Here is a 23170-nt window from a genome sequence, read left to right as displayed (position 1 = left end):
ATTTTTTTGTTGTTAACTCACAGAGTGGCCTTTGGGGCAGTCTACTCCTTAAATTTTAATCCCTTTTCCATTAATGCCTGACTTAACAGGGGCAAGGAAGCTTTTCCAAGACCATGGAGCTTCAATAGGTCCTTTATCGAGTGCTGAGCCAGCTTTTCAAGTTGATCTATACCATGGTTTAACAGTGCATTTCTAGCGGGGCTACTCAAAAGAGCTAGAAAACCATCTTCAGGTTTCATTTCCTTTTCGCATATTGGACAGGTTGGGCAATCTGTACTCTTATAGAAGCTGTGCCCATTACTACATGTTCTTTTGGTTTTGATTCTTGTCATATGACCTATATCTGCTAATTAATTACAATATCAACACTATTTTTCAATTATAGTTTTTTTGCTATTGAAGGTCTGTTTACCGATAAGATATTCTGTAGTGGCTTTGAGCAGGATTTTTCTGAACATATATTCTATATTGTTCCAGAACGTATTTTTATCAGTTGTGCTTTAATTTTGGCTGCAAACAATATGATTGGTTCTATCTGAACTTTTTCTGATATAACGGGGCTGATGGAATAAGAAGTAAAATAATCCTCCCATAAAATAAGCGATGACATCATACGGATCTCCCGTATTATAGTCTGTGTAGTTAGGCATCACGTACTCAAACAATAGTGATACGATCGCCGATATAATCCAAATTTGGTATAAAGGATATCCATGCGGTTTTCCTTTATTGAATAGAAAGCTTCCTATGATAGATGCGACATGAGCAATAATAGGAACAAATGCAAAATCCGTAAGCCAATTGTTTAAAAATGGAATAGGGAAATGCTGTAACCGTGTAAATCGAATAAAGAACCAGCATAACCAATAGAAAATAAATAGACCGTCAAAAAGATTCTTTACTAGTGCGCAAACGAAATGGCGATCAACATGGCAATTGCGCCGCATACCATCAAAGTTAAAAACATAAAAAAAGCTGTCTGTTTACCGAATTTCTTCCAAGGGCCATCATTTGGATGGGCTGGAATAAGCGTTTGCTTTAGATCAAGGTATTGATTTTTTAGCCAGTTTCCTTTCTTTTCGCCATTCATATGATCTTCATTTCGTATTCATGACACAAAATTAGAACAATTGTTCTAATTTTGTGTCATGAATACGAAAGAAAAAATTATTGATACAGCATTAAGTTTATATAATCAAGAAGGGATACGTACGGTTACCACACGGCAGATTGCGCAGGAAATGGGTATTAGTGCGGGAAATCTACATTATCACTTCAAACATACAGAAGATATTATCTTTACTGTCTTTGAGCAGCTCAGGAACGACTATGACCAAATGATGGTTTTGTTTCAAAAGAAAGATGTGACATTTCAGGATTTATTGCTGGAATTTACCAAGGGATCTTATCAGTTAATCAATAAATATAAGTTTATTTTTGTCAATTTTGTCGAGATCTGTACTTGGATACCTGCTATTGGGGATGCCTACCGGACTCTTGTTGCGCAACGCGAGGAACAGTTTATTTCCCTCTTTGGATATTACTCCAAGCTGGGGATGTTTAGGCAGGATGTGCCAATAACGATTCTGAAGGGCTTTGTACGTCAGATTTTTATTATATCTGATTTCTGGTCATCAAGTTTTGCTGTATTGGGTGGCCGGTTTGAATCAGATGCATTCGAAGACTATAAACAAACGGTAGAAGTGGCTTTTTATCCATACCTGATTTAATTCCATATTGTGTCTATGAAAGCGTTAAACTAGGCCGTATCCCTGATCTTAGCCCTTTGTTAAGGTGAAAATGGCTATTTCGGGGCGTGCATTAAAGCGGATGGGGATACTATGACCAAGGCCCCTGTTGATATAGAGCGTTCGGTTTCCGGAAACTTTCTTAATGCCCTGATCATAGTTTTTATTCGAGACGGGGATAATAGGGGAGCCCCAGAATGGGAGCCGAACTTGTCCAGCATGTGTATGTCCGGATAAAATCCACCCCTCATAGCCGTTCCATACATCCAGATCCGCAACATCGGGGTTGTGACAGAGGACAAGACTTGCTTGCTTGGGGCTATAATTCTGCATCGTTTTGATGGGGTCAAAGTTTGTCCCCCAATAGTCGTCCATGCCATAGATATGGAGACCATTTATCTGCAGACTTTCGTTTCTTAAAACGGTAATACAATACTTTGTTAATAATGCAGTGATCGAGTCAGCTGCGGCACCATCCTTAAAAGCCCGTCCGTAGTCATGATTCCCCAGTATGGCCAATGTCTGTAACTTTCCTCTTGGAGCTAATCGCAAGACTGCATCAAGATCGTCCAGTGGCAAGGCATTATCTACTAACCGGACAAAATCGCCTGTGTAAACAATAATGTCCGCATGCATAACTCCTACTTTTGCGAAGTTGTTTATGATAAAGTCTTTATCAACATAGTCGCCGATATGGATATCCGAAATCTGAACCAGCGTTTTCCCTTCAAGTTTTTCGGGGAGGTTTTTTATCGGGAGTTTTAACTGGTCGAATCTGACCCAATGTGGTTCGATCTGCCAGGCATAATAACCAAGCAGTGCAGCGATCAAGGTCAGGGTAATAAAGGCTTTCTTAAAAAAACGTTTCTTTTTCATTGTGTTTTGGCTAGCCAGTCCGATTTTGTAATCTGCATATTTAGACCTTTCCAGATTCCATTTCCAATGGGAGTTTCGGTGGTGATACTTTCGTTGATTTCAAATCCCACGCCTTCATAGCATTTTATTGCACTGCTGTTCCATTCGAACACATTTAGGTCTGCTTTATCGTATATATCATCGATAAAAAGGAGTTTCAGCATCGCATTAATGGTTTTCTTACCATAGCCCTTATTTCTTTCCGTATTGTCAGCAATCAATATGCGGGATAATCGTGGTATACTTCTTTCAAAGTTCAATTCACAATGTCCGATAACGTTGTGCGTTTCTGTACTGACAATTTTATAGGGACGGCGTCTGGGATCGTCAATATACTTTTTTAATTGTTCATCAGTCACTGGAAATGAAAAATATGGACCTGCAAACTGCAGGAGTTCTTCTGGAGATCTGATCCAGGATTTGAAGCGGTCAAAGTCAGCTTCTTCAAATGGAAGCAATGTGATCATAGCCTTCTTGTTCTTGATATTAGATTGGAGGGTTAAATTAGATAATTGTTGGCCGCTTTCCTAAGAAATTCGTGTTTTTTACGAAATTTGTTCCGAATTCACCGATAGTAAGATTTTATGCCAACACTTATCTTAGATACCATTGTAAACGCGCCTATAGCGATTGTTTTTGACCTTGCCCGCAGTATAGATCTGCACATGTATTCGACTGGTAAGACAAACGAGAAAGCGATAGCAGGTGTGACCAGTGGGCTGATCGAAGCCGGACAGACCGTTCAGTGGCGGGCAAGACATCTGGGTGTATATCAAACCTTGACGGTGCGGATCACAAAAATGGAAAAACCCTATTTTTTTGAAGACAAAATGATACAGGGGGCATTTCGGTCGATGGATCATCAGCATCTTTTCGAAGAGCAGGCCGATGGTACGGTGCTGATGCGGGATGTATTTAATTTTAGGGCACCCCTAGGGCTTTTGGGGCGGTTTGCCGAATGGTCTTTCCTGGCAGGTTATATGAGACGGTTTCTCGAAGAACGCAATCATATCATCAAGCTGGTTGCCGAGTCAGGAGATTATAACCGCTATCTCGAAGGGTAGGGTGGAGGATTGCTTTTTACAGGCAGACTGTGTATAAGGGGCTTAATGGTTTTTCGAAATGATGCTGAGGTCCGGGTTTTGTTCTAAAAGCTGTTCCTGCAGGAAATCGAATGCACCTCTCTGGTTCATTGTCACCTGATGAATCTTGGAGAATTCATTGTAAAAGTAGATACGGAAACTATCTGGGCCCCGATGATTCCGTATAATCCTGGTCTCTATGCGGTGAATCTGACTGATCGGAATCTTTTTACTTCCCCAAAAAGGAAAGAATATAAGTTCATGCTCACGGAAAAGATAAGGGGCGATGCTTGCATAGATACGGACAAGTCTTCTGGTGTATCGCTGATAAATATCAAGATCGCGAGTATTGAGACCCCGTAGGATAATAATAAATTTCTGATTTTTGGCGTAAACGACCCAGTTGAGCGCGCCGAATAATACGCCGAAATAGACGAACAATGTACTCAATAGCGGGAGTGACCTGTAAAAAAATGTCAGTTTATCTGAGGTAACTGCCCACTTATCCAAGAAAACATAGAAGAAAAAGCCATAGCAAAGAAGAAACATTGCTATAAATAGTCCGATACCTGCATTGCGGATTTTCTTGATTTTTCGTATCTCGGTTTGTAAAAAAGAACTGTGATCAGATGAATAGCTTTCCATATAATAAATGAATAGTGTCTGGATGTAGCAAAGTAGATGAGAGATAATTGATCTCGATCTGCAGAAATAAGCTGTCTTCAGGCGAATAATTATGCATATAATGAATTACATTGTAAGGCAAAGATAAAAAGAAGCGAGACTTTTTGCTTGAATCTGTTTTTTAAAATTCTGTGTTGTCTGGTCTTTATGATTTGAATTGTGTTTTATGGATGTGATTTTTCTGTTTATTTAGATGCTGTTATTATGCTGAAGAATAATTTGTTTTGTCTTTTTTAATTATTTCCTGATTGTTTTTCTATGTGGTAAATCTGCTGGTATTACACATGAAGCGCTTGTAGCGCTTATAAAATATCGTTTGCGCTGGACAAGCTGTTTTGGCGTGGATCTATTTTTTATGGCTTTTAAGGACCTTTTGGTTTGAGCTATATTCTTGCGCCTTTGCTGTCTGCAAAGGGCTTGTGCCGTTTAATAATGTGCTTAGCGTAAGGGTGGAGGTAACGCAAGCTGGCGGGTAACGGTTGATGATCGTTTGCGCTGTGCAAGCTGATCGGTTTCTATCCGCTTTCTATGGCTTTTAAGACATTATTTTGTTTAAGCTATGTCTTGCTGCTCTTTTGTCCGTAAATGTTTTGTATCGCTTAAAAATGCGGTTAAATAAAGGGTAGCTGTGATGCAGGCTGGGGCGAGCTGCGGATGATCGTTTAGTCCCTTCGTTTGGAAGTTTTGGAAGTTGTTTCGTCTGAAGCAAGCAAGCAAGCAAGCAAGCAAGCAAGCAAGCAAGCAAGCAAGCAAGCAAGCAAGCAAGCAAGCAAGCAAGCAAGCAAGCAAGCAAGCAGGCAAAGCGCAGTAGAAATATACAGCAGTTGAAAGATGATATTTTTAGATTGACTCGATGTAGGGAAGGTTGTTGTATTGGAGAAAAAGGTGTGGATAAAATTTTATCCAAGCTCTTTTTTAGTTGAAAACCGTAGCTTTTGTCCTGTTTTTTACATTATTTTTTAATTTATGTAATACTTGTAAAGTATTCTATTTTAAATAATAATATAGCTCATATTGTTGATTTTAGTGCTAAAGGATGAAAACTTGTGTCAAAGGCGGTTTTGACCAATAATGCGCATGGTCTATGTGGTTTTAACCCATAAGAAATGCGCTTTTGAACCCTGTTATTTTAGCATTTTTTCGCAAATAGACCTACTCATCTACGGACTTATTCTTGATTAACGTATCGTTTACAGCTATTTAATGCAGACGGTATCGGAAGGTAGGTAATCGTGTAAGGGAATTCTTTATAGCTGTTCTTTTTAGGAAGAGACGGCATCATACCTGCTGTAATGGCTATAAGATCAAAAAGAGATAGATTGCTGGTTTATTGGTGTTTTTAATCTGTTTAAATTGCTTTATATCAATATAATTATGGGGTTTATTTGTTTGTTTTGTTTACAATAAGAAATCTCAATAAAGATAGGGCGTGAAAGACTACAGCAGCAACTGGAATCCAGGGAAGGCATCCATAATGGGGTGAAAAATATGCTATTTTGGACTTATGTCGTCCACTTTTGAACAGGGTTTTAGTTGTGCTGATCTGGCGTGATTTTGGATTTTGTCAGCAGGATTTTTCCTTTTATGAGGTCATCATTGAATTGTCCGACAGTCGTTTTTTGAAGCATCTCTGATAGGCTATTGCGAATACTTTTAAACTCATGATGTAGCGGACAGGGATACTGTTCTGAGCAGAACTCCAAGCCCATCCCACAGCCCACAAAAAGGTTCTCCCCATCTATTGCTTTAACCACATCTGATAAGGGTGTATGCATATCGGATGCATCCAGATAGAATCCACCACCGGGTCCTTTCATGGAACGAATAATACCTGCACGGCTTAAATTTTGCAAGATTTTGCCGAGGAAGGCTTCAGGCGAGTGGATATTTTCGGCAATTTCTTTTATGCCGACACGTTTGTTTTCTTGCGAACTCTGTGCGATGAAAAAAACTGCCCGGAGACCATATTCACATGTTTTGGAAAAAATACCCATAATCTTTTCTTGCTTTTCCACAAAGGTACAAAAACAAGAATAGTCATCCGCAAACCATGGAAAATTTACGGATGCCTATCCCAGTTGGCTAATTGAGCTGTAGGGAAGCTGGTCCAAACTCTTCAAAATGAATATGCTCGGTCTGGATGCCTCGGCCACTCAGATACTGAAAGTGTTTTTCTATAAAACCTGAAGGGCCGCATATGTAGTAATTGGCTTTTTGAGGCAGATAATCCGGATCGATTTTGGTCAGATCTACCCAGCCTGGGAGATCGTCGCTGTTGCCTTCCTGGACTTCATCGTAAAACGAGAAGCATCTGATATGATCATGTTGTGCCTCAAGTGCCCTGAGTCTATCTTTAAATGCGTGTAAATCGCTATTTCTACAGCCGTGAATCCATGTTACTGTATTTTGTCCTTTTGTCTTGATAAGTTGTTCCAGCATGGCCATCAACGGAGTCTGACCGACTCCGCCACTGATAAAGACATGCGGATGCTCATTCTCGATCAGGTTAAAGGAGCCAGTAGGCGCTGTCAATTCCAGCTGTTTTCCCTCCTGAAAGTATTGATGCAAGTAGTTGCTGACCATTCCTTCCGGTTTTCCCGTGATAGTTTCTTTTTTTACAGAAATACGAAGGTACTCACCATTACTGGCGTCGGATAGGCTGTATTGCCGCGGCTGGTAAAGGTGAAGCTCAGGTAGAAACACACGTACACTTACATATTGGCCGGCAGTATGTTTTGGAAGTTGACCACCATCAGTTGGTGCTAAGTAAATTGACTGGATTTCTTCGGTCTCCGAAACGATTTTAACGATGTTAAAAGGTTTCCAGCCTGTCCAGCCACCTTCGTTTTGGACCATTTGGTTGTACATTTCTTTTTCGATACCGATCATCAGGTCGGCCAATTGAAAGTAGGCAACTTTCCAAGCTTCGATGAGCTCGTCTGTAGCAGCGTCGCCCAATACTTCCTGGATAGAAGCTAATAGGTGCTTGCCAACAATCTGATAATGTTCAGGACGAATATGGAGACTAGTGTGTTTTTGTCCGATGTGTTTGACGGCGGATAGTAGTACACTGGGATTGTCAATATGCTCTGCATAAGCCAATACAGCGGTAGCCAATGCCGTTTGCTGTTTCGCGTTTTGCTGATTCCCCATATTAAATATATGCTTGAGCTCAGGGTTGTGCGTAAACATGCGTTTGTAGAAATGACTGGTTAGCGCAACACCGTGCTCCTTCAAAACGGGTATAGTGCCTTTGATTAGATCTTTCTGTGTTTCGGTAATCATAATAAAATATTTAAATACCTTTTTGTCTTTTATTTTATTAAAAAAAAGGAATGAATGTGATTTTACCTCTTTTAGAGGTTGTTACTACTCCTTGATAGGGTACATTTGCAAATGACTATCGTAAGCAAAAATAGTAAAATTAAATAAAAGACAAAAATATCTTTTATTTAATTTGCTGCAAGCTCATGTTGACCGTTACTTGGATTTTATTGTTTAAGAATTGCGGAAAGAATATTCAGGATGATGTCACTATTTCCAGGTTTTTAGGTTACGGGCATAAAAAGTCCATTCCGGGGTATTGATTACATCTTTGTCAATATCGTACCAAGGGCTTAACGCTGCATTGTTCCAATTGTTTAATAGCTGTATTTCCTGCGCAGGCATATAACTTTGGGCGAGTAGTACAATTGTTTTGCCTTCCTTATTTTTTGCAAGATCAACGACGATAACAGCGTGGCCAATAGGGGAGCCTTTCTGTACGAAAGTGTCTCCGATTTTGACAGTTGTGGACGATTTTACATTAGGAAGCTCATCGTGCAAAGAAGCGGTGTTGGCATAGGCAAAAATATACTCCATATACTTCCAATATTTTGGATACGAATAGTCTCCTTTGGCATAATCCGTATAGGTGCGTGGTTTGCCATCGGAGAGAAAATTGAATCTAATATCCTGAAATCTCTTTTGCTGGTAGAGGTAATCTGCCCGTAATCGCATGACCGCGTCGGCGCATTGGTGCAGGTCGCGGTTGCCGATATCGAGTTTTATAACGCTATTATAAATGTTGTTTCGGGGCTTAATTTTTCCGTTATAATAACGTACCTCATGATCAATGGGGTGTAAGGGAAGGTTTTCGAGAAAACTACCGAAATCTTTTGACGTGTAGCTGAGCCTTTCAAAACCTGCAGGCAATAAGATTCTCGATTTGACAGTCATTCCCTTTGGATCAATAAACTGTCTCCCGTCAGGATTGCCGGTCTCCACAGTTAGGTCTTTGGATTTCGGTTGGAATACAGCTGAATTAGACTGCCCGCAGCCGCTAAGAGCTTGTAAGGATAGGATGGATAATAGCAGGTATGTTGTTGTCATATCAGAATTTTTATGTCAGTGTTACCGGTCTTACTAAGATAATCAAAATTAGGAAGAGTGTCCAGGTCAAAAAACTGCGGAAACCTACATTAACCGTAAGCCAATAGCGGCGATATCTTGGTGGTGCACCTTTTTCTAAGTAATTTAGATCAGAGAATCTGTTTTCATCGTCAGACTGGACATGATTCGCTTAAAAAAGGAAAATAAGGATGAAAATACTTTCGGCATCCCAGATGAACTGGGTAGATAAACAAACGATGCATGATGAAGGGATCAGTAGCCTTGACTTGATGGAGCGGGCAGCGACCGCTGTTTTTGAAGCAATCAAGCGGCAGTATCCAAGATTGGAACAGCATTCCTTTTGTATTTTTTGTGGTAAAGGCAATAATGGTGGTGATGGATTGGTACTGGCCAGGCTCCTGGATCAACAGCAAGCTGAGGTCCGCGTCTATTTAATTGATGCGCCGGATTATTCAGCAGATAACTTAGCAAACCAAAACCGCTTGCCTGCTCATCTTATCCAAAAAATCAGTACCAAAACTCAGGTTCATATTCCTGGAGGGGCGATTGTGTTAGATTGTCTATTTGGCTATGGTTTGAAATACCCGCTGAATGAAGACTGGCGGAATCTCATTGCAGCCATCAATTATTGTGATGGACCATGCTATGCGATAGATATGCCTTCAGGTCTTCTAAGTGACGAAACTACACCCAATGACTCACCAGTGGTGGAGGCAGATCTGGTGTATACGTTTCAGTCCCCTAAATTGGCCCTGTTAATGCCTGAGAATAGATTTCGGGTCAAAGCATTTCATGTATTGGATATTGGGCTGAGCCCAACGGCTTTTGATCAGGTTGATACTGCTTTTAACTATGTCGATTCAGCTTTGCTCAGGTCGTTCTATCGGAAACGAAATAAATTTGATCACAAGGGGACCTTCGGACATAGTTTGATCGTCGGTGGGAGTAGGGGCAAGATGGGTGCTGTGCAATTGGCCTTAAAGGCTGCTTTGCGCTCGGGCTGTGGTTTAGCTTCTGCCTATATACCATCCTGTGGCTATACAAGTATACAGACTGCCATCCCAGAAGCGATGGTACTTACAGATCCCGACGACGATTTGATTACACAGTTTCCCGATGTGCATAGTTTTCAATCCATCGGTATCGGCATTGGTATGGGGACAGCCCAATCTACGATTGATGCTTTAAAGGTGTTTATCGCGCAGGGTCTTGATACCCCCTTGGTATTAGATGCTGACGCATTGAATATCTTGGCGCAACAACCCGAACTATGGCAGTTCGTTCCGAAACAAAGTATATTGACTCCACATCCTAAGGAATTAAGTCGATTACTGGGGACTTGGCAGGATGACTTCGAAAAGATGGATAAGGTGAAGGCTTTTGCAGCACAATACCAGTTGTACGTTTTGATCAAAGGGGCCAACAGTGCGCTGGTAACACCTGAGGGAGTAATTTATTTCAATAGCACCGGCAACGTCGGAATGGCTACGGGTGGCAGCGGAGATATCTTGACCGGGATATTGACGGCTTTGATTGGTCAGGGCTATTCTTCCCGGGAAGCATTGATTATGGGCGTATACCTTCACGGAAGGGCTGCTGATATTGCGGTACCTTCGATTGGCGTTTATTCCCTATTGCCTTCAGACATTATTAGTTACCTTCCAGCGGCATTTTTAGAACTTGAAATACAGTGATGACAGATTGGTATATCGAACAGGTATTTGCGGCTCGCACCTGGAAGCTCCGAAAGGAAGTATTCAGTGCCAAAGGGCAACTGTCGGAGGTTATGCTTGATGGGGATTTTGAAGCGGCTCATTTTGCGGCTTACAATGGCGATGAGGTTGTGGGGGTACTTACGTTGCAGCGCTCGGAAAAGAACTATGAAATTCTTTATTTTGCCGTTCATCCCGATTTTAGAAAACAGGGAGCAGGTAGTGCGCTACTTCGTTATGCGTTCCAATTTGTTAAAACAGTTGAAGGTCGTAGTCTCTTTGTTCGGGCGACTTCGGAGCATCATCATTTTTGGATACAAAATGGATTTGTCATGATGAAAGAATCGGGTAAACCTGATCGATTTATATGCAAATTATAGGAGGGCGATATATCCCGGTGATAAATGCACGAATAGGGAATTCCTATCACGATCGGGCTAGTTCTTGAAATTTCCCTCGTGTGGAATAATAGACTGAGTGGGCATTAAACTAGATTTTTTGAATAGCCTTTAGGTTTTTATTGTTTGCGGTGGCATGAGACAATAATGCGAGTCATGTCTGTTGCGCGTGGCGAAGTATCTAAAAACAACGATCTCAGGTACATGATGCCCTTGTTTTGATAGTAGACGACATCTTTTATGCTGCCTAAAGACTTGTATAATCAATATTGTCCGCTGCTGTAATTGGCCGGATGACGCGACAGGGATTGCCAGCGGCAATAACATCTGCTGGGATATCCTTTGTGACCACCGAACCTGATCCGATCACCGCATTTCTGCCAATACGGACGCCGGGGTTAACAACTACCTGACCGCCGATCCATACATTATCTTCAATGACAATGGGGGCCGAAAATTCCCAGCCCTGATTTCTTGTTTCAAAATAAATCGGATGACCAGCGGTGAAAAGGCTGACATTCGGACCAAACAATACGTTTTCACCGATTGTCACTGGAGCCCCATCCAAAATGGTGCAGTTGTAATTACTGTAAAAGTTTTCACCTATAGAAATATTGTAACCGTAATCGCAACGAAAGGGTGGCTCCAAAAAGAAACGGGTACCTGTCGTTTTAAACAGCTTTTGGATGATCTGCTTTCTGAATTTGATCTGTTTCGGTTCGGAGTCATTGAAACGTTTGAGTTCTTCCTTTGCATATTGTCTTTCCTTAAATAGCTGTCCATCCGTATCAATATAAGGGATTCCGGCAATCATTTTCTCCTTCGATGATTTCATTTTGTACCTGTTTTTTGTCTGTGGCAAATATACAGGAAGTTTCCAGATTAAATAAAATACAGGCATTGCAAACAATTTGCGCTTGAGATGCATTTAGATAATGGACACACACATGCTATTTCCGTCGGAAATGGCTTTATTCTAAATAATCATTTTAATGAAAATTGCGTATATAAGTACTTATTTGCCCAAAGAATGTGGTATTGCCACCTTCACTTCGGATCTGCTACATGCAGTAGCTTTGCACAATCAGGATCTGATCCAACATGTTATTGCTGTTGCGGATGAAGATTATGCTTATCCGGGGGAGGTGGTTTTTACGATCGATCGACAGCATCAGCTCTCTTATATTGAAGCCGCAGAGTATATCAACAATAATGGTTACGATTGTGTTATCCTCGAGCATGAATATGGTATTTTTGGAGGGAATAGCGGAATATATATTCTTTCGCTGATTAATACGCTTCACATTCCCTTGCTGGTCAATTTACATACCATCCTGGAAAAGCCAAGTGTAGATGAAAAGGCAATCCTAATTGAAATAGTCAAGCGGGCTTCCGTCGTGATCGTCATGAGTAACTATGCGATTACATTGTTGAAATCTGTTTATCGGGTCAATACCACAAAAGTTCGGCTAATCCATCATGGGGTACCCGAATTTCATCTTAGTCAGGAGGAAGCAAAAGAAAAAAAGGGATTGTCAGGAAAAAAGATTTTGCTGACCTTTGGATTTATAGGACGCAATAAAGGTATTGAAACAGTTATTGAGTCCCTTGCAACGGTCGTTAAAAATGAACCTGATCTTATCTATTTGATTGTAGGTAAGACACACCCCAATGTCCTTGCCCATTCTGGAGAGGAATACCGTGAATATCTCAAGAGTTTGATTGATGCATATCATTTAGAAGATCATGTCCAATTTGTTAATTCCTTTGTAAGCCAGTCTGATCTAGTGACTTATTTATCCGCCTGCGATGTATATGTTACCCCTTATGTGAATGAAGCCCAGATCACAAGCGGTACATTGTCTTACGCGATTGGTGCAGGGGCAGCAGTGGTTTCCACTCCATACTGGCATGCGAAAGAGTTGCTGGCCGATGGTCGTGGAGTGCTGGTCGATTTTAAAAATCCCGCAACAATGGCGACCAGCTTAACAGCATTATTTAGTAATCAGGAATATCGCACGACCTTACGGGACAATGCTCGGGCTTTTGGAAAAGAAATGACTTGGAAAAACATCGGCATTCGTTATACCCGGCTTTTGGATAAAATAGTTCCAGCACCTGACGGGCTTAAAGAAAATGGTACCTTTTCAAGGGATGAAATGCCCAAATTCAGCTGGAAACATATTGACCGCCTGACTAACCAGGTCGGCATACTGCAACATGCAACCTATTCATTGCCCAATTACAAGGAAGGCTATTGCCTGGATGACAATGCACGGGCCCTATTGCTGACTTTATTGGCTCAGACTGACTTTGCAGACAAACGACTTGACCGACGTATCTCCACTTATCTGAGCTATATCTATTATCATCAGCGCGAAGATGGGCTATTTCATAATTTCATGAGTTTTCAGCATAATTTCCTGGATGAAGTCGGATCGGAAGATTCCTTTGGCCGAACGATCTGGGCGTTGGGTGTGCTTCTTCGGAAAACGAAAATGACGAGTTACTACCAGTTGGGATATGAACTGTTTTTCAGGTCTGTACCAAATTTTAAGCAACTGCGGTCTAACCGGGCCATCGCCTATACCATACTTGGTATTGCAGAGTATCTGCATCATCAGTCGAACGACGAAGTCATGATCGAACTAATGCGGGAGTTAACTGGAAAGCTGATCAAAGAATATCAGGCGAGCTCAGACGATGGCTGGCAATGGTTTGAGCCGGTATTGGCTTATGACAATGCCATTTTACCCTATGCTTTATTGACTGCCTATCCGTTTCTTAACGATGAAGCCGTGAAACAGTTGGGGCTATTGACCCTGACATTTTTGGAAAGTATTACCATTCAAAATGGCGCCCTTTCCTTAGTTGGAAATCAGGAATGGGCAAAACAGGGAAAACATATCAGTAAATTCGGTCAGCAGCCACTGGATGTTACCGCAATGGTCTTTATGTACCGTGAAGCATTTCGGCTGACTAATAAAAAGGTATATTTTACCCGTATGGTAGCATCCTTTCGCTGGTTTTTAGGCGAGAATGACCTAAAACTAGGGCTTTACGATGAAGAAACCAAAGGATGCTGCGATGGGCTGGAGTCTTATGGAATCAACCGAAATCAGGGTGCGGAAAGCACGCTCTGCTTCTATCTCGCCTATATTGTCGTTTACCGTGCATTTATTGATAACGTTCTGGATTCAAAATAGCTAGTAACAGTTCCTCTAGATTGATCGTAGCATAGGTTGAAGCATAGTCAGACATCGCATATGGCAAAATAAGCTGTCCATTATGGACCAATGCGCCGCAGGAGTAAATAACATTGGGTACATAGCCTTCCCGTTCCTCATCGTTTGGCGTCATCAAAGGACTGTGTAGACGGCCTATTTCCACATGTGGGTTATTCAGGTCCAAAAGGGCTGCACCAAGGACATACTCCCGCATAGGTCCTACCGCATGGGTCAAAATTAGCCAGCCATATGCAGTTTCTATTGGCGAACCACAATTTCCTATCTGTACAAATTCATACGCATATTCAGGTTGTTGGATACGTATTGCGGTTTCTTGCCAGACATTGATGTTGTGTGAATAAGCGATATAGTTGTTTTCACCGTCTATCCGGCAGAGCATCGCATATCGTCCATTGATTTTTCGGGGAAAAAGTGCGGCGCCTTTATTCGCAATCTCTCCGTAGATTGGTTTCACTTTAAAGTGATAGAAATCTTTTGTGGTCAGAAGTTTTGGAAGTATGCTAAAACCATCGTAGGCCGTATAGGTCGCATAGTAGATGCTTTCTCCCTTTTCATCTTTGAACTGCACAAAGCGGGCATCTTCAATCCCCCTTTTTTCGGTATCAGCAATGGGAAAGATCACCCGTTCGGAAATAGAGGTGTCCAGTGAAAAAGTCATTTCATAATGCGATGAGGCCAACCATAATGCCTGTTGCAAAAAGGTGATATTTTCCAGATTTTCTTCGCTGTCCTGTCTGACCTCGTCAATATAGCGTTTGAGTTCTTCATAGGTAAAGGTAGGGGTTAATTTTTGCTCAAGTTTCGTTTTGACCTCTGTGGGCTCAGCATGGAGCTCATTCATCTTTTTTAAGAATGATTCCTTATGGTAACGGTGGTTTTTGACCTGAATAGGTTTGTCCAACAGGTTGCCGATATAATCTATATGAATATTATTGTCGAGGTCAAGGGTGCCGGCCCGAAATACGATGGAGGATACATGCCCTTCACCGGTGGCCCTGAAGCTGAGTATCACCCGTTTTTCCCCCTGAAAGAGTTCGGTCTGATCCGGATGCTCTACGATGGAGGGATTAAAAAGAGCTGCCGATTCAATGGAGTACTCCATCGTAAAATATGAACCAATCAGTAGCTTGTCCAGTTGGCTAAGTTTGTCTTTTGGAAAAGGAACTTTTTCCAATAAATGACTTACGCGTTCAAAATTGCGTTCGAAAATATTGACAATACTACGATGTCTTTTTGTGTAGCTCCGGAGGACCTGACCAAAAACCTCTTTACGCTCGGATTCGCTCAGCTCCAAGGTGCGTTTGATGATTTTGATCGTACGTTCATCACCCAGAAAAAAGAACCTTGCCAGTACTCTTTTCTTGTCCGGTTTGAAATAAATGTTTTTTCGCTCTACTTTTACGGGTTTGTACATGTCGGTGTTTTTGATGTTTACACTGCTGTAAGAACTATCAACAAATGGTTTTTGTTTTTATAAGCATCGGTTAAAGCGAGCATATATTATAAAAATGGAGTAACTTTGACGGATACAAATTTTTAGATATGGCTGAAAATAGTTTAGATAAATTAGAACCAAAAGCAATTTGGAAAAATTTTGCTGCATTGAATGCTGTTCCACGGGCTTCAAAAAAAGAAGAGCGTGTCATTGCATTTATGGTAGATTTCGGGAAATCCCTGGGCTTAGCAACCAGTGTAGATGAAATTGGTAATGTGTTGATCAAGAAACCGGCAAGTGCGGGAATGGAAGATCGTAAAACTGTTGTCCTGCAATCACATCTGGATATGGTGCACCAAAAGAATAACGACACCGTTTTTGATTTCGACAATGAGGGCATTAAAATGTATGTCGATGGTGACTGGGTAAAAGCCGAAGGAACTACTTTGGGTGCAGATAATGGGCTTGGTGTGGCTACGATCATGTCTATTTTAGAATCGACAACAATTGTTCATCCAGCTATTGAAGCTTTGTTTACCATCGATGAAGAGACTGGAATGACCGGGGCTTTGGGATTAAAAGGTGGTGTGTTGTCCGGCGAGATCCTATTGAACCTTGATACTGAAAATGACAATGAGATAGACATCGGTTGTGCGGGCGGTATTGATGTTACGGCAACAAAATCCTATGTTGCAGAAGCCTGTCCCTCAGATACCGTATCTTTTGAACTTACAGTAAAAGGTTTGCATGGCGGACATTCAGGTATGGATATCCATAAGGGTTTTGCAAATGCGAATAAGGTGATGAACCGTCTACTGTTTAAGGCAAATGAGCGCTATGGCCTGCGCATCGCTTCGCTACTGGGTGGAAGCCTTCGTAATGCGATTCCAAGGGAGAGTGTCGCCAAGGTTGTTGTCGGTAAAGATAAATCGCCAGCCTTCGTTGAGGCTTTGACGCAATTAGCGCAGGCGATCAAAACCGAGTTCGCTACGACGGAGCCGCTTATGGAAATCCTGGTGGAGCAAACGGATGCTGTATGGAATTCAGTTGTTCCTGTGTCAGTACAGGAAAATTTAATTAACAGCGTTTATGCGGCATTAAATGGTGTATACCGGGTGAGTGCTGATTTCGAGGACCTGGTTGAAACGTCCAATAATATTGCTAAAGTTGAAGTGGGAGCGGAGCAGATTGCAATCAAATGTTTAACACGGTCTTCGGTCGAGACCTCCAAATTTGACCTAGCCTATTCGCTACAGGCAGCCTTTGAATTGGGTGGTTTTGATGTCGTATTCTCCGGCAATTATCCAGGATGGGCACCTAATCCAAATTCTGAAATTTTGGAAGTACTTAAGTCAATTTATACAAAACAACACGGGGAGGCTCCAGAAGTTGTGGCCTGTCACGCTGGATTGGAATGTGGCATATTAGGTACTAATTACCCTGGCATGGATATGATTTCCTTTGGTCCAACGATATTGGGAGCACATTCACCGGCAGAACGCGCATCGATATCTTCTGTTCAGAAATATTGGCGTTTTGTGGTCGAAATTCTAAAAGAGATTCCACGTAAGTAAGCCGCTGCTCTACTTCGCAGCAAGAGCAGTGTATACTAACAATATACCAGCCCCCAAAGTTTAGCCAATTTTGGGGGTATTTTTATGCTGTTTATTTCCCATTCGCTTTTAGGTTGCTTATTTCATTATCCGAAAAAGGTTAATAACAACAGGATGTACGCATCTAAAAGAATCAAACAAACTTACCACATATATTATCGTCATATGTCGTTGGATTTTCAATTATTTTTCACTTTCCTTGCAGAAAACGAAAAATAATTGTATTTTCAGATGAAAAAATGATTTACTAGACCAAAATTTTATTAAACCTCTCTATTGAGGGGTGGACCTAATATTGATATAATGACCATAATCCTCATTGTAATCAGCATTTGTTTGCTCATCCTATGCATTACTTATTTTAAGATTAATGCATTTCTTTCTTTTTTATTGGTTTCTATTCTCAGCGGGTTATGTTTGGGTATTGCACCGGATCAGTTGGTCGGTACCGTTGAAAAAGGTATTGCTGGAGTTATGGGGAGTCTGACCCTGATTATTGTGCTGGGAGCCATGCTGGGGAAGATAGTCGCTGAAAGTGGTGCTGCTGAAATTATCGCTGCGCAGATGGTTCGCCTAATGGGAGAGAAATATTTGCAATGGGGCCTGATGCTGACAGGTTTTGTGGTGGGGATTCCGTTGTTCTACGGGATCGGTTTTGTCCTGTTGGTACCCCTGATTTTTTCGATCTCTTATAGATACAAACTGCCGGCGGTTTACATTGGGTTACCGATGCTGGCCGCATTATCCGTTACCCATGGGTTTATTCCGCCGCACCCTTCACCTGTTGCATTGGTCGCACTTTTTCATGCGGATATGGGGCTGACACTGATCTATGGCCTCTTGATTGCCATCCCTGCTATTATATTGGGTGGGCCCATCTTTGGCCGTCGCCTGCGGAATATGCTCCCAAGTCAGGAGTCTATTTTTCGGCAGGAAAAAACAGCTGACCAACAGGAATATAAACAGCCTACGGTTGGAACCAGTTTGGCCGTTGCACTGTTACCTGTCTTATTGATTATCTTATTTACCCTGATACCTTATCTGTACCATACTGATGATGCCACAGTACAGCGCTGGCTGAAATTTATCGGAAGCCCAACTGTTGTGATGGTCGTTGCGGTGGTCGTCGCTACCTACTTATTGGGATTGAAACTCGGGCGTTCCATGGTCAAAGTCATGTCGATCTATGAGTCGGCGGTCAGGGATATCGCGATGATTCTTCTGATTATAGCCGGATCTGGAGTTTTTAAACAGGTGATGGAAGATAGCGGCGTGAGTTTATTATTGGCCAATACCTTACAGCAACTTCCTATTTCACCCTTGCTGCTGGCATGGTTAATTACAGCGGTCATTAGGGGCTGTGTAGGCTCGGCAACGGTTGCCGCGCTTACAGCAGCGGGCGTATTGTTGCCGATCGTCACAGCGGGTAAGGTGGACCCGAATCTGATGGTATTAGCGATCGGGGCGGGCAGCCTTATGTTTTCTCACGTCAACGATGCTGGCTTTTGGCTTTTTAAGGAGTATTTCGGCCTGAGTGTCAAGGATACATTATTTTCCTGGTCGATCATGGAAGCCATCGTTTCCATTGTCGGACTGCTGGCTGTTTTGCTATTGAAATTAATTTTATATTAGCTATTATATTTTTAAACATTAAAATCATTCACGATGTACAACGCAGATGAACAATTTGAAAAATTAGGTTTGACTTTACCACCTGCCCCAGCTCCAAAAGGTGTTTATAAACCATATGTTATTGATGGTAAGTATCTTTATCTTTCTGGACATGGGCCGGTACAGGACGATGCTTCCCTGATTATCGGACGGATTGGTAGTGATATCAGCCCCGAACAAGGGAAACTTGCGGCTAGACAGGTCGGACTGACGATGCTATCGACGATTAAAACCAATCTGGGATCATTAAATAAAATTAAACGTGTCATTAAGGTATTGGGTATGGTCAATTGTACGTCTGACTTCTTATATCATCCGGGGGTGATCAATGGCTGCAGTGAGTTGTTTGCTGCGGTATGGGGCGAAGAAAATGGAATCGGTACGCGCAGTGCAGTTGGTTTCGGCTCTTTACCCGATAATATCCCTGTCGAAATCGAAGCGCTGTTTGAGCTATATTAATTTAATGCGCTGATCATGGAAACTTGGTATCGTGTACATAACGTTGATCAGGTAGATACACCGGCCTTGCTCGTGTACCCTGATCGTATTGTTCGGAATATAGACCGTGCGCTGAAGTTCGTGGACGGTCGGGTGGATCGTTTGCGCCCCCATATCAAAACGAATAAATGCAAAGAGGTCTGTCAGTTATTGCTGCAGCGCGGGATCGGCAAATTCAAATGTGCTACGATTGCCGAAGCAGAATTGTTGGGTATAGCAGGAGCAAAGGATGTGCTATTGGCTTATCAGCCTGTTGGGCCTAAGATTGATCGCTTGATGCGCCTGATCGAAGCATTTCCCGATACCCATTATGCCTGTCTGGTCGATAATACAGATGCTGCATTACAGCTATCAGCACGTGGGATGCAAAAAGGGCGACCTATCGCAGTTTATATCGATGTGAACGTTGGAATGGGGCGTACCGGAGCGTCGATTGAACAGATAGAGCGCCTGGTCTTAGACATTCAGCTATTGGATGGAATTCAACTGGTCGGTGTGCACGGCTACGATGGTCATATCCACGATAAAGATTACAACCTACGTGAGCAACAGAGTCAAAAGGCTTACAGTGTGCTCGAAACGGCTTATGCCATGGCGCAGGTTTCTACGACCACCCCATTAACCAAGGTGATCGGCGGATCGCCAAGTTTTCCGTTTCATGCCGAGCGTAGCGATGTAGAATGCAGTCCGGGGACGTTCGTGTTTTGGGATTTTGGTTACGCCGAAAATTATGCCGAACAGGACTTTTTAGTTGCCGCTGTGTTGCTGACACGTGTTGTTTCCATTGTAGATCACAAACATCTCTGCTTGGATCTTGGCTACAAGTCCGTTGCCAGCGAATCGCCGCAGCCCCGAGTCAAATTTTTTGATCAGCGGATCGGTGAGATCAAAATGCAGAGTGAAGAACATTTGGTCGTTGAAGTCAGGGACAGTACCGACTTTAAGATAGGCGATGCGTTGTACTGTGTGCCGCGGCATATCTGCCCTACAGTCGCCTGTTACGACGAATTGCAGGTCGTCAACAATGGCATCGCGGATCAGGTTTGGAAAGTACTTGCACGAGGTAAAAAGATAAATTATTGATATGTACGAATTTGAAATGCCTTTTGTGGTTGATGCTCACTTAGACTTGAGTATGAATGCCATGGAGTGGAATAGGGATCTCCGACTGCCCATTCAGGAATTGAACCGAAGGGAGCAGGGGATGGAAGATAAGCCCGACCGGGCAAAAGCTACGGTGACTTTTGAAGAGCTACGTAAAGGGAATATCGGTATCGTTGTCGCCACACAGATCGCACGGTTTGTCCGTCCGGACAGCGCTTTGCCGGGCTGGTACTCGGCAGAGCAGGCCTGGGCGCAGACACAGGGGCAATTGGCCTGGTATAAAGCCATGGAAGCTGACGGACACATGAAAATGATTAAAACAAAGAGCGATTTGGATCAACATCGTGCTTTGTGGTCTCCGGGGACGGATCATTCAACCAAGCCCATTGGTTATCTGTTGAGCTTGGAAGGCGCCGATTCTTTGGTGGATATCAGTCATGTGGAAGTTGCCTACAATTACGGTTTGCGGGCGATCGGCCCGGCACATTATGGACCGGGGAGATATGCCAATGGAACCGATTCCTCCGGTAAATTGAATGAACAGGGGATACAGTTATTGCAGGAAATGGAACGGCTGGGGATGATCCTGGATGCAACACATCTTAATGACGATGCTTTTTGGGATGCGATGGGACGATACAATGGCGCAATCTGGGCCAGCCACAACAATTGTCGGAAGTTTGTGGATCACAACCGACAGTTTAGTGATGATATGATCAAGACGCTGGTGGAGAAGGGGGCCGTTATCGGTGTTGCTTTAGATGCCTGGATGATGATACCCAACTGGGTACGTGGTCTGTCTGATCCTAAATCCAGCAATTGTTCGATGGAAATCATGGCCGATAATATCGACCATATCTGTCAACTGGCGGGCAATGTAAATCATGTTGGGGTAGGGAGTGACTTGGATGGAGCCTTTGGCCGGGAGCAGTGTCCTTACGATCTGGAGACCATCGCTGATATCCAAAAGGTTTTTGGAATATTGCAACGACGCGGGTATAGCAAGGCTGATCTTGAAAAGATCGCCAGTCAAAACTGGCTGAATTTTATGCGGGAGGCCTTGCCCGAATAGCTGGACGCCTTGTCTGGATAGTGGAATATCTTAATCAGAATAGTAAAAAAACTTACTAGGCTAATTGCAGTTCCGGATGCCGATCGGTCTATCGGGATGCCTGGTATCGTAGCGCGATCTTTGTCTTTGCTGATCAAGGTCATGATCGTTAACAAACATGATCATTGAAAACACAGATTTAAACCTTTCAGGGGTAGATCGTCCTTTGGGAATTCGCTTTAAGCTTAATCATTGCGGATAGATCAAATCAGATTAAAAGTAAGCAGATCGTTACAAGTAAGTCCGCTTTCCCGATAGCGATGTCGGTTAAATAAATGATATATTCGTAAACAGAAACAATTCTAAACCGCTATGACGTTTACTTTACGCTTCCAATTATCCTTGATGATGTTTTTGGAGTATTTTATCAAAGGAGCTTGGTTTGTCACTTTGGGTACCTATCTGATCAAATCCCTGAATGCATCGGGAATGGAGGTAGCCAATATATTTTCTACGCAGTCCCTGGGCGCGGTATTTGCGCCTTTTTTTGTCGGCTTTGTCGCGGATCGCTATTTTAATGCAGAACGTGTGCTTTCAGTTTTACATCTGCTCGGCGCCGCTTTACTTTATGGGATGTCTCAGGCTCCTGATGCCAGTCATTTTTACTCTTATGTCTTTGTGTATTTTATGGCCTATATGTCATCACTTTCCCTTTCCAATGGTATTGCTTTCCGCCATATCGGGGATGCCAAAAAGTATTTTCCGGGGGTAAGGGTATGGGGAACAATCGGTTGGATCTGTTCGGGGCTTGTGATCAGCTACCTATTCCGTTGGGATAGTCCTGAGGCCATCGGCCAAGGAGCCCTGCATAATACCTTTATTATGGGAGCGGTCTGTTCCGTTCTTTTGGCATTGTTCAGCTTATTTCTTCCCAAAACTCCACCGCAGATAGGTACTAAGGACGAGAAGTTTGATTTCGGGAAAGCCATCGGTTTAGATGCCTTGGGGCTATTAAGGCAAAAGAGTTTCTTAATCTTTTTTGTTACGGCCATCGTGATCTGTATTCCGATTTCATTCTATTATCAGAATGCCAATCCATTTTTGGTCAATGTCGGTATACCCAATCCGACCGCAAAAATGGCGTTGGGACAGTTTTCGGAAGCCATCTGTTTGCTGTTGATCCCATTTTTCTTTCGGCGTTTGGGTTATAAGAAAATGATTTTATTGGGTATTGCTGCATGGGCATTACGCTATCTGTTCTTTGCTTTTGGGGATGGACAGGAAAAAGCCTTTCTGCTGATCTTAGGTATTGTTCTGCATGGAATCTGTTATGATTTTATGTTTGTCGTGGGACAGATCTATACCGACCGGATTGCCGGAGAGAAATATAAAGCTTCGGCACAGGGACTGATCACGATCGCGATGTATGGTGTGGGTATGCTGATTGGATTTTGGGTGGCCGGTGCGGTTTCGGATTACCTCAAAGGAGCCTATGCGGATCAATTTTGGCAATACTTATGGTTTATACCTGCCGGGATTTCATTGTGCTGTCTACTGCTGTTTGCTGTTTTTTTCAAAGAAGAAAAAACGGTACCGGCAGCAGGCGATATAAAGTGACC

The 23170-nt window shown here is 42.6% G+C and carries 21 protein-coding genes; 11 read left to right on the top strand and 10 right to left on the bottom strand.

Annotated elements, in window-relative coordinates:
• Positions 1-41: 41 nt before the first annotated feature.
• Complete coding sequence (locus BWD42_RS09360; RefSeq protein ID WP_077435302.1) at positions 42-332, bottom strand: RNA polymerase alpha subunit C-terminal domain-containing protein; 291 nt, start codon at positions 330-332, stop codon at positions 42-44.
• A gap of 569 nt (positions 333-901) precedes the next feature.
• Positions 902-1090 (bottom strand): hypothetical protein, encoded by a 189-nt coding sequence (locus BWD42_RS09355; protein ID WP_077435300.1) that lies wholly within the window; start codon positions 1088-1090, stop codon positions 902-904.
• A 58-nt stretch (positions 1091-1148) separates the two neighbouring features.
• On the opposite strand from BWD42_RS09355, the gene BWD42_RS09350 reads away from it, so the two are divergent.
• Complete coding sequence (locus BWD42_RS09350; protein ID WP_077435298.1) at positions 1149-1730, top strand: TetR/AcrR family transcriptional regulator; 582 nt, start codon at positions 1149-1151, stop codon at positions 1728-1730.
• A gap of 48 nt (positions 1731-1778) precedes the next feature.
• On the opposite strand, the gene BWD42_RS09345 is transcribed toward BWD42_RS09350, so the two are convergent.
• Both BWD42_RS09345 and BWD42_RS09340 read right to left on the bottom strand, forming a co-directional pair.
• A complete protein-coding gene (locus tag BWD42_RS09345; RefSeq protein ID WP_077435296.1) occupies positions 1779-2624 on the bottom strand; it encodes a metallophosphoesterase in 846 nt (281 codons plus the stop codon).
• The gene (locus BWD42_RS09340) at positions 2621-3130 is read right to left on the bottom strand and encodes a GNAT family N-acetyltransferase (RefSeq protein ID WP_077435294.1); all 510 of its coding nucleotides are present in this window, start codon (positions 3128-3130) and stop codon (positions 2621-2623) included. The genes BWD42_RS09345 and BWD42_RS09340 overlap by 4 nt, the downstream gene beginning before the upstream one ends.
• 117 nt (positions 3131-3247) lie before the next feature.
• Between BWD42_RS09340 and BWD42_RS09335 the strand changes: the two genes are divergently transcribed.
• Positions 3248-3727 (top strand): SRPBCC family protein, encoded by a 480-nt coding sequence (locus BWD42_RS09335; protein WP_077435292.1) that lies wholly within the window; start codon positions 3248-3250, stop codon positions 3725-3727.
• A gap of 42 nt (positions 3728-3769) precedes the next feature.
• On the opposite strand, the gene BWD42_RS09330 is transcribed toward BWD42_RS09335, so the two are convergent.
• The 4 genes from BWD42_RS09330 to BWD42_RS09310 form a co-directional block, all read right to left on the bottom strand.
• A complete protein-coding gene (locus tag BWD42_RS09330) occupies positions 3770-4390 on the bottom strand; it encodes a hypothetical protein (protein WP_077435290.1) in 621 nt (206 codons plus the stop codon).
• A 1568-nt stretch (positions 4391-5958) separates the two neighbouring features.
• Positions 5959-6444 (bottom strand): Rrf2 family transcriptional regulator, encoded by a 486-nt coding sequence (locus tag BWD42_RS09320; protein ID WP_317041797.1) that lies wholly within the window; start codon positions 6442-6444, stop codon positions 5959-5961.
• A gap of 67 nt (positions 6445-6511) precedes the next feature.
• Entirely contained in the window at positions 6512-7714 is a 1203-nt protein-coding gene (gene hmpA, locus BWD42_RS09315; protein WP_254846202.1) for an NO-inducible flavohemoprotein, read from the bottom strand.
• A 249-nt stretch (positions 7715-7963) separates the two neighbouring features.
• Positions 7964-8800, bottom strand: coding sequence for a DUF4846 domain-containing protein (locus BWD42_RS09310; protein ID WP_077435284.1), 837 nt, complete (start codon positions 8798-8800; stop codon positions 7964-7966).
• Between the two features lie 209 nt (positions 8801-9009).
• Between BWD42_RS09310 and BWD42_RS09305 the strand changes: the two genes are divergently transcribed.
• A complete protein-coding gene (locus BWD42_RS09305) occupies positions 9010-10515 on the top strand; it encodes a bifunctional ADP-dependent NAD(P)H-hydrate dehydratase/NAD(P)H-hydrate epimerase (protein WP_077435282.1) in 1506 nt (501 codons plus the stop codon).
• Complete coding sequence (locus BWD42_RS09300; RefSeq protein ID WP_077435280.1) at positions 10515-10913, top strand: GNAT family N-acetyltransferase; 399 nt, start codon at positions 10515-10517, stop codon at positions 10911-10913. The genes BWD42_RS09305 and BWD42_RS09300 overlap by 1 nt, the downstream gene beginning before the upstream one ends.
• 265 nt (positions 10914-11178) lie before the next feature.
• On the opposite strand, the gene BWD42_RS09295 is transcribed toward BWD42_RS09300, so the two are convergent.
• Positions 11179-11766, bottom strand: coding sequence for a sugar O-acetyltransferase (locus BWD42_RS09295; RefSeq protein ID WP_077435936.1), 588 nt, complete (start codon positions 11764-11766; stop codon positions 11179-11181).
• 157 nt (positions 11767-11923) lie between these two features.
• On the opposite strand from BWD42_RS09295, the gene BWD42_RS09290 reads away from it, so the two are divergent.
• The gene (locus BWD42_RS09290) at positions 11924-14137 is read left to right on the top strand and encodes a glycosyltransferase family 4 protein (protein WP_077435278.1); all 2214 of its coding nucleotides are present in this window, start codon (positions 11924-11926) and stop codon (positions 14135-14137) included.
• Here the strand turns inward: BWD42_RS09290 and BWD42_RS09285 are convergent.
• Positions 14109-15593: a glycoside hydrolase family 130 protein gene (locus tag BWD42_RS09285; RefSeq protein ID WP_077435276.1), complete on the bottom strand. Its 1485-nt coding sequence runs from the start codon at positions 15591-15593 to the stop codon at positions 14109-14111. The genes BWD42_RS09290 and BWD42_RS09285 overlap by 29 nt on opposite strands.
• A gap of 128 nt (positions 15594-15721) precedes the next feature.
• On the opposite strand from BWD42_RS09285, the gene BWD42_RS09280 reads away from it, so the two are divergent.
• The 6 genes from BWD42_RS09280 (at position 15722) to BWD42_RS09255 (ending at position 23168) form a co-directional block, all read left to right on the top strand.
• Positions 15722-17188, top strand: a complete 1467-nt coding sequence (locus BWD42_RS09280; protein ID WP_077435274.1) for an aminoacyl-histidine dipeptidase — start codon at positions 15722-15724, stop codon at positions 17186-17188.
• 342 nt (positions 17189-17530) lie between these two features.
• On the top strand, positions 17531-18859 hold the full coding sequence (locus BWD42_RS09275) for a gluconate:H+ symporter (protein WP_077435272.1): 1329 nt from the start codon (positions 17531-17533) through the stop codon (positions 18857-18859).
• Positions 18860-18892: 33 nt separating this feature from the next.
• Positions 18893-19357, top strand: coding sequence for a RidA family protein (locus BWD42_RS09270; protein WP_077435270.1), 465 nt, complete (start codon positions 18893-18895; stop codon positions 19355-19357).
• A gap of 15 nt (positions 19358-19372) precedes the next feature.
• The gene (locus BWD42_RS09265; protein WP_077435268.1) at positions 19373-20479 is read left to right on the top strand and encodes a D-TA family PLP-dependent enzyme; all 1107 of its coding nucleotides are present in this window, start codon (positions 19373-19375) and stop codon (positions 20477-20479) included.
• 1 nt (position 20480) lies between these two features.
• Positions 20481-21572: a dipeptidase gene (locus tag BWD42_RS09260; RefSeq protein WP_254846201.1), complete on the top strand. Its 1092-nt coding sequence runs from the start codon at positions 20481-20483 to the stop codon at positions 21570-21572.
• A 351-nt stretch (positions 21573-21923) separates the two neighbouring features.
• On the top strand, positions 21924-23168 hold the full coding sequence (locus tag BWD42_RS09255) for an MFS transporter (protein WP_077435266.1): 1245 nt from the start codon (positions 21924-21926) through the stop codon (positions 23166-23168).
• The last annotated feature ends 2 nt before the right edge of the window (positions 23169-23170 follow it).

The sequence above is a fragment of the Sphingobacterium sp. CZ-UAM genome (genome assembly GCF_002000245.1).
In the GTDB taxonomy this organism is placed as follows: domain Bacteria; phylum Bacteroidota; class Bacteroidia; order Sphingobacteriales; family Sphingobacteriaceae; genus Sphingobacterium.
Note: the sequence above shows the minus strand (reverse complement) of the source record. Positions and strands in the feature narration are given on the sequence as shown.

Coding starts and splice junctions, on each gene's coding strand:
- BWD42_RS09340 (WP_077435294.1), bottom strand. CDS start 3,130: ATGATCACATTGCTTCCATTTGAAGAAGCTGACTTTGACCGCTTCAAA.
- BWD42_RS09290 (WP_077435278.1), top strand. CDS start 11,924: ATGAAAATTGCGTATATAAGTACTTATTTGCCCAAAGAATGTGGTATT.
- BWD42_RS09280 (WP_077435274.1), top strand. CDS start 15,722: ATGGCTGAAAATAGTTTAGATAAATTAGAACCAAAAGCAATTTGGAAA.
- BWD42_RS09335 (WP_077435292.1), top strand. CDS start 3,248: ATGCCAACACTTATCTTAGATACCATTGTAAACGCGCCTATAGCGATT.
- BWD42_RS09345 (WP_077435296.1), bottom strand. CDS start 2,624: ATGAAAAAGAAACGTTTTTTTAAGAAAGCCTTTATTACCCTGACCTTG.
- BWD42_RS09355 (WP_077435300.1), bottom strand. CDS start 1,090: ATGAATGGCGAAAAGAAAGGAAACTGGCTAAAAAATCAATACCTTGAT.
- BWD42_RS09350 (WP_077435298.1), top strand. CDS start 1,149: ATGAATACGAAAGAAAAAATTATTGATACAGCATTAAGTTTATATAAT.
- BWD42_RS09330 (WP_077435290.1), bottom strand. CDS start 4,390: ATGGAAAGCTATTCATCTGATCACAGTTCTTTTTTACAAACCGAGATA.
- BWD42_RS09360 (WP_077435302.1), bottom strand. CDS start 332: ATGACAAGAATCAAAACCAAAAGAACATGTAGTAATGGGCACAGCTTC.
- BWD42_RS09310 (WP_077435284.1), bottom strand. CDS start 8,800: ATGACAACAACATACCTGCTATTATCCATCCTATCCTTACAAGCTCTT.
- hmpA (WP_254846202.1), bottom strand. CDS start 7,714: ATGATTACCGAAACACAGAAAGATCTAATCAAAGGCACTATACCCGTT.
- BWD42_RS09305 (WP_077435282.1), top strand. CDS start 9,010: ATGAAAATACTTTCGGCATCCCAGATGAACTGGGTAGATAAACAAACG.
- BWD42_RS09270 (WP_077435270.1), top strand. CDS start 18,893: ATGTACAACGCAGATGAACAATTTGAAAAATTAGGTTTGACTTTACCA.
- BWD42_RS09295 (WP_077435936.1), bottom strand. CDS start 11,766: ATGAAATCATCGAAGGAGAAAATGATTGCCGGAATCCCTTATATTGAT.
- BWD42_RS09255 (WP_077435266.1), top strand. CDS start 21,924: ATGACGTTTACTTTACGCTTCCAATTATCCTTGATGATGTTTTTGGAG.
- BWD42_RS09260 (WP_254846201.1), top strand. CDS start 20,481: ATGTACGAATTTGAAATGCCTTTTGTGGTTGATGCTCACTTAGACTTG.
- BWD42_RS09285 (WP_077435276.1), bottom strand. CDS start 15,593: ATGTACAAACCCGTAAAAGTAGAGCGAAAAAACATTTATTTCAAACCG.
- BWD42_RS09300 (WP_077435280.1), top strand. CDS start 10,515: ATGACAGATTGGTATATCGAACAGGTATTTGCGGCTCGCACCTGGAAG.
- BWD42_RS09265 (WP_077435268.1), top strand. CDS start 19,373: ATGGAAACTTGGTATCGTGTACATAACGTTGATCAGGTAGATACACCG.
- BWD42_RS09275 (WP_077435272.1), top strand. CDS start 17,531: ATGACCATAATCCTCATTGTAATCAGCATTTGTTTGCTCATCCTATGC.